Source organism: Sunxiuqinia dokdonensis (assembly GCF_001270965.1).
Classification (GTDB): Bacteria; Bacteroidota; Bacteroidia; order Bacteroidales; family Prolixibacteraceae; genus Sunxiuqinia; species Sunxiuqinia dokdonensis.
Genome location: NZ_LGIA01000055.1, coordinates 1 through 6,847, shown reverse-complemented (window position 1 = coordinate 6,847; position 6,847 = coordinate 1). Strand labels below are relative to the sequence as shown.

The window sequence follows — 6,847 nt, the reverse complement described above, 5'->3', positions numbered from 1 at the left end:
GCCGATGAGGATTCCACGGATGGGGTTTCAGTGACCATGTCGGAGTTTTCGAGCAGTTCCAGCCACTGGTACGGAATCCGTGATGAAGGAAATATGATCAACCCGCTGCCGGATCAGCAGCGCTACGATGAGTCGGAAATAACCAAAATAGCTGATAATATGCTGCTTTTTCAACGCAGCAATGGCGGCTGGGCCAAAAATTACGATATGCGTGCGATCTTAACTCTGGAACAAATTGAGCGTTTGCGTGCGACAAAGGATGAATTTGAAACGACCTTCGACAACGCGACGACTTATACGCAGGTTCAATACCTCGCCAAGGTGTACACAAAAACTCAGCTTGAAAAATACAGGGAAGGGTGTTTAAAAGGGCTGGAGTTTATCCTTGACGCGCAATACGAGAATGGCGGCTGGCCACAATATTATCCGCTGAAAGAGAATTACAGCCGCCACATCACCTTTAATGACGGGGCGTATATCGGCATCATGAAAACACTGAGGATGATTGTTGAGAACGATTCTTCGTTTTCGTTTTTAGATGATGACCTTCGATTTCGGATCGAAACAGCCTATGAACGGGGACTGGATTGTATTCTGAATTGTCAGATTGTGGATCAGGGGCGGTTGACGGCTTGGTGCCAGCAGCACGATGCTGAAACGCTTCAGCCGGCATGGGCCAGGGCGTATGAGCCACCATCCATCTGCAACGGCGAAAGCGCTTCGATTGTGCAGTTTCTGATGGACATGGACGAACCGGATCAGCGCATCATCCGGGCCATTCAAAGTGCTGTAAAGTGGTTTGCCGATTCTCGGATTTACAATACCCGCGTGGAGACCTTTGAGGCAGAGCCTCTTGAAACCCAGTACAAGACCATCACCAAAGACCGCCGCGTGGTTCACGATCCCGAGGCGCCACCCATCTGGACCCGCTATTACGAGCTGGAAACTGGCAAGCCTTTGTTTTCTGATCGAAACAGCGAACTCTTGTATTCCATGGCCGAAGTAAGCCGCGAGCGACGCGTGGGCTACGCCTGGTACATTTACAGCCCTCAAAAGGTGCTGGATGCCTACCCGGCTTGGCTTCAGAAACATGAACTCCAAGAGAATGTTTTGAAGCCATAAACTCACGATCTCTGTTAAAACACCAAAACGATGCCGGTTCACCACGAACTGTCATCGTTTTTTTATTCAAAACCCAATAGCAACTGATGCGTTCCGATTTCCTGCCTAAATCGTTTTGTTACGGTTTTACCGATCCTGTTAAGTCTCAACCAGCCCTGTTAACTTGTTAGGTGCCCTGTTACAGCACCGGCATTCCCTGTTACTATTTTTGCCGCCCTGTTAAAGTTTGGCTCCGCCCTGTTGAACAGGGCGACCGGTTTTTTAACAGGGAAGCGACAAAACCAAACGGGGCGAACCCATAATCAAACAGGGACGAATTTTTTCGAACAGGGCGCATCGCAAACCAACAGGGCCAGTTCCAGCGCTAACAGGGCAATTTTTTTTCGAACAGGCCGCCTCGCAAGCCGACAGGGCTGGCTATTTCATAACAGATTGATCTGAAAACGAACAGCGCTGAGGATTTGTTAACAGGGCTGATGGTTTGGGCTAAAGCCCAGCTTGCTTTGTTGCAATGGCCCGGCCCTGAAGGACCGGGTTACTGACTGGTGCAGCCCCAACAGTAAGCGGAAGAAAGATGATGAGCACCATCACTAACCCCCGGATTCATTCGATGAGAAGCCAACGACACCACCACGCTCCGGATCATCCGATGAGACGTCAGCGACGGCATCATTAACCCCCGGATTCATCCGGGGGAGACGAGACAGCCTACAGCAACCGGGCTTTAGCCCAAAACCTATTTGGGCACTCAGCGGGTGACTTCGAGTCACCCGCTGAGTAAAGCAACATCGGCTTTGCCACCCGGCCTAACGCTCGCGAGTGAGGGCTTCACTCGAAGTGAAACCTTCACTATTTCAACTTCCTGCTTATCTGATCAACTGAATTTGAACTGAAGCTTCTTTTAAGCCTTCGGATGTGGCTTTCAGTGTCGCCAGTCCGGTGCTCTCTTTCGCTTGAATGATGGCCAGACATTTTCCGTAGAACGCTTTGATGCCAGATCCTTTAAAGGGTTCGTGACTGGTTGGATCACCATTGTCGACACCAACCAGTGAAGCGTTGCCAAGTACTTCAAACTGAATCTGGTTTGTCGCATCGGGAACCAGGTTGCCGGCTTCATCCAACACTTCTACGGTAACAAACGATAAGTCATAGCCATCGGCTTTAATTTCCGACCGGTCAGCTGTCAGCCGGATTTGCGCAGCATGCCCGGCGGTTTTAATCTCTTTTTCCAAAACAACCTGCCCATTGGTGCGCGACACTGCCTGGATTGTTCCCGGCTCAAAAGGTACCCGCCACATCAGGTGCAAGTCGTCGGCCGCTTTTGTTTTGGCGCCCAGCGATTTCCCGTTCAGAAAAAGCTCCACTTCTTCGGCATTGGTGTAAGCCCAAATGTCCACGTCCTGTCCTTCTTCCCAGTTCCAGTGCGGGAAAACATGCAGCACATCCTGGTCTTTGGCCCACTCGCTTTGATACATATAGTACACATCTTTGGGGAATCCGGCCAGATCGACAATGCCGAAGTACGAACTGCGGGAAGGCCACCAGTAGGGGGTCGGTTCGCCCAGGTAGTCGAAGCCGGTCCACACAAACAAGCCAGAAACGTGGTCGAACTTTTTCACCATGCTCCAGCTTTTTTCGTGCGTCGATCCCCAGGGAACATGGCAATTGTCGTAGGAAGAGCAGGCGTGTGACGGATCGTGGAAAGGCTTGTCCCAGCGCTCTGGCCAAACAAACATGCTGTCGCTGGGCATGCGGTAGTAGCCGCGGGTCATCAGTCCCGAAGTGCTTTCGGTGACAATAAACGGCATGCCCGGAAAATTGTCAGGAACACCTTCAAACCATTCGTGGTGGTAGTTAAATCCGATCATGTCCAGCGCCTTGGCTTTGTAGATATGGTTGTTGGGGTTGGGCTCGTTGTTACCGGTGGTGATGGGACGCGTTGGGTCGAGCTGTCGAACTATGTTGGCCAACTTTTGGGTGAGCAGCGAGTTGACGCTAAGTGCTTCGCCCTCGTGTGCCAAAGCGCTGTCGTCGCGTTTAAAATTCAGCAAGAGGTTGGCTGCTTTGGCATCCAGGGTGTCAGCATCGGCGTGGGTCCATTGTTCCAATACTTCATTGCCGATACTCCACATAAACACCGATGGGTGGTTCCGGTCGCGTTTGATGTGGTCGGTTAAATCTTTCTCATGCCACTCCGGAAAATAGCGGGAATAATCGTAGGGCGATTTCTTTTTGCGCCACATGTCGAAGGTTTCATTTTGAACAATGAAACCCATTTGGTCGCACAGCTCAAGCAACTCGGGTGCCGGTGGATTGTGCGCGGTGCGAATGGCGTTGCAGCCCATTGCCTTCAGAATCTCCAGCTGACGCTCCAGTGCCCGCGTGTTGATGGCAGCACCCATAGCACCCAAATCGTGGTGGTTACATACGCCCAAAATTTTGGTAGGTTCGCCATTCAGGAAAAAACCTTTTTCGGCATCAAATTCAAAAGATCGAATGCCGAAATTTGTTTCATATTGATCGATGATTTGCCCGTTTTCGCTCAGTTCGCTGATGGCTTTGTATCGGACCGGATTGTCGATGGACCACAAGTCCGGATGATTCACAGACAGCACTTGTGTTATTTGATGCTGGCCGCCTCCCGGGATGGTTAGCGCTTGCTTTTCCGAACGCACTTCTTTTTCGTTTGCATCCAATAGCTGGGTGGTGAGCAGGATTTCCTTTTCGGTGGCCGTTTTGTTTTCGATGGTGGTTTCAATTTTTACGCTTGCTTTTTCATCACTGACGTCGGGCGTGGTAACGTAGGTCCCCCATTTTGCTATATGTACCGGATTGGTTTTCACCAGCCACACGTTGCGGTAAATTCCGGAGCCGGAGTACCAGCGCGAGTTGGGCTGCTCTGAATTATCGACCCGCACTGCCAGTACGTTTTCCCCTTCAAACGTCAGGTGAGGTGTTAAATCATACCGAAACGAAATGTAGCCGTTTGGCCGTTTGCCTAGCAATTCTCCGTTCAGGTACACCTCGCTGTTCATATACACCCCGTCAAAATCAATGAAGAATTGTTTGTCGGCATCAGCCTGATCCAGCGTGAAGTTTTTTCGGTACCAGCCAATTCCGCCGGGCAGGGCACCACCACCGGGTGTGGCCGGATGGTCGGGACTGAACTGGCCTTCGATGCTCCAGTCGTGCGGAACATTTAGCGTTCGCCAGTCTTGATCATCGAAGCCTGGCGCTTTAAAAGCAGGATCATCGCCAAGGGTAAATTGCCAATCTTTGGTGAATTGAGTCACTTCCCTTGGATGTTCAGTTTTTGATTGACAGGCCAACAGTGAAACCGTTAGGATGAGCAGGAGTAGATCGTTGATTTTTTTCATCTGAATTTTGCTTTGGTTGAAGTTTTATCCAACACAAAGTAAGTGATATCGAATGAAAGTCAGGCCAGAAGCCATGAAAAAAAGGGGCCGTTTTGTTTCCAATCGGGTAGCTATTTGTAAAGCGGCCGGGCTTTTAATGGAATCGTCAGTTTCTAAAAATGTTGGTGATGTGCTGATTTGAATAAAAAGAAAAGGAGATTGGCTGTATCAATCTCCTTTTATGCTGATCTACAACTACTGGAAGTCTTAATTCTTGATGAATTTATAGGAATGGGTGACTGACTGGTCTTTGACACGAATAAAATACAGGCCAGGCTTCAGGTTGGCCACGTTAACCTGATCAAGTGTACCACTTCGTTTTTTTACCGTTTGTCCATAGGAGTTAATGACAGCGGCTTCAACTGCTTGAGGAAAAGCCTGTGCAAAACGAACGATATCATCGGCCGGAGATGGGTAGAGCCAGTTGGCATCTTCCAGGTCTTCCATCATGCCGGAACTTCCTGTTGGAATTTCCGGGGCCGGCTCGTCCGGGCTGAGCAGCGAAATTCCGGCATCGACATATTGTCCGCCGGCGGTTTGGCTGCAATGGATGGCGATGGTATTCATACTGTTTGAGCGGATCGCATTTTTTGCAGCCGTGCTGATGGGGAGGTGGACGTAGCTGGTGGTCCATCCTGAGAGACTGGCGGCCAGCACGCCATTGATGTACACCTGGCAATCTTCGTCATGGTGAATGGTTAAAACCAGCTTGTCTCGGTCAATGCCAGACAGATCGCCAACCGGCATCTTACGGCGAATCCAGATGTCGGGTGAGTTCCAATGCGTGCGTACCACAGCACCTGGTGTGCCTTCGGTCCCAAAGCCTGCTTTGCCGGAATTCCAGCCCGAATCATCAAATGATTCTTCGGTCCAGCTTCCGGGAGGTTGGGTGTTTGTGTATTGCCAGATATGCCCTTCGTGCTGCGAAGAAGGGACAACCTCGGAAAGAAAAATATCTCGCTCAATGACTTGAGTATTGGCGGTATGGATTCGTTGTCGGTCTACTTTTTCCAAACGGTCATAGGTGAGTAGCCCGTTCACCTCAATTTCAACATCCGTAATCTCGGTGTATACCGACGCCGAAAGGCCGTTGTTGGTTTTGAAAATGGTGACCTGCTCCATGTAGTCTTCATAGTAGTCAAAAAATTCCTCTTCGTTGTTGGCCATCACGTAGCCAAAACCATCATTCCACAGGTGGCCGGGAATTTTATAGCCCACTCCGCCAAATTCGCCACAGGCCAGTGCTTGTGTTGAACTAACGGGTACCGCTGGAGGCGGATAGCTATGGATATCCAGCACATGGCCCACGTCGAAAAACGAGCCGCCACTGGCTTGGTTAACCACCCGCGAGGGATCCATGCCCATGACTTTCTCTACCAATTCGGGGGTACGGTGCTGTCCCTGCGATTCGTTAAAAATGACCCACATCACAATACTTGGGCTGTTTAGCAGTGATTCGACCATGCGGGTGAGTTCTCTTTCGTAGGCTACCTGGTCAACCGGAGGATGCGTATTGGTGTAGGAATTGGCCGAAGGCATGTCTTGCCATACGAGTACGCCCAATTTGTCGGCCCAGTAGTACCAGCGGTAAGGTTCCACTTTAATGTGCTTTCGAATCATGTTGAACCCGAAGGCTTTGGTCATTTCAATATCATACTTCAACGCTTCATCGGTTGGGGCAGTATAAATTCCATCGGGCCAAAAGCCTTGATCCAGTGGTCCATGGTGAAACAGAAATTCGTTGTTTAGGTACAGTTTTTTGTAGCCGTCATCGTCTTGCACCGAAATCTTTCGCATGCCAAAGTAACTTTTAACAGAATCGATGGCTTCGCCGTCGTCGTGCAAAATAATTTCCAAATCATATAGAAAAGGGGAGTCGGGCGACCACAATTTTTGGTTGGGAATGGGAATTTGAACTTCCTGATTGGTATTTCCCCCGGTTGTTTGAATCACACTGCCTTCATCTTTTACTTTCGCCTGAAAGGTCAAGTTGGGACTGTCAACCGAAGTTTTTACGGTTAGTGTCAACTGTTGCTGGTCGATATCCGGAACCATCAGAATGGTTTCGATCGCTGTTTCGGGCACCGGTTCCAGCCAAACGGTTTGCCAAATTCCGGTTACGGAGGTGTACATGATTCCGCCGGGATACAAGGTTTGCTTCCCTCGGGGGAAACCTCCGGCATCGGTTGGGTCGAACACGCGAACGATGATTTCCTGTTCTCCGGAGGTTTTCAGATAGTCGGTAATGTCGAAGGAGAATGGATCATAGCCACCCCAATGGGTTCCTACGCTGGTGCCGTTGATGAAAA

General features: G+C 50.1%; 3 protein-coding genes. 1 reads left to right on the top strand and 2 read right to left on the bottom strand.

The annotated features are described in order from the left end of the window. On the top strand, positions 1 to 1,122 hold a 1,122-nt coding region (pelA, locus tag NC99_RS05375), incomplete at its 5' end, for a pectate lyase (protein WP_053180639.1). An 866-nt stretch (positions 1,123 to 1,988) separates the two neighbouring features. Here pelA and NC99_RS05370 read toward each other — a convergent pair. After that, positions 1,989 to 4,499, bottom strand: a complete 2,511-nt coding sequence (locus NC99_RS05370) for a sugar-binding domain-containing protein (protein WP_053180637.1) — start codon at positions 4,497 to 4,499, stop codon at positions 1,989 to 1,991. A 246-nt stretch (positions 4,500 to 4,745) separates the two neighbouring features. Continuing rightward, positions 4,746 to 6,847, bottom strand: a 2,102-nt coding sequence (locus tag NC99_RS05365; protein WP_053180635.1) for a T9SS type A sorting domain-containing protein, incomplete at its 5' end; no start/stop codon positions are given.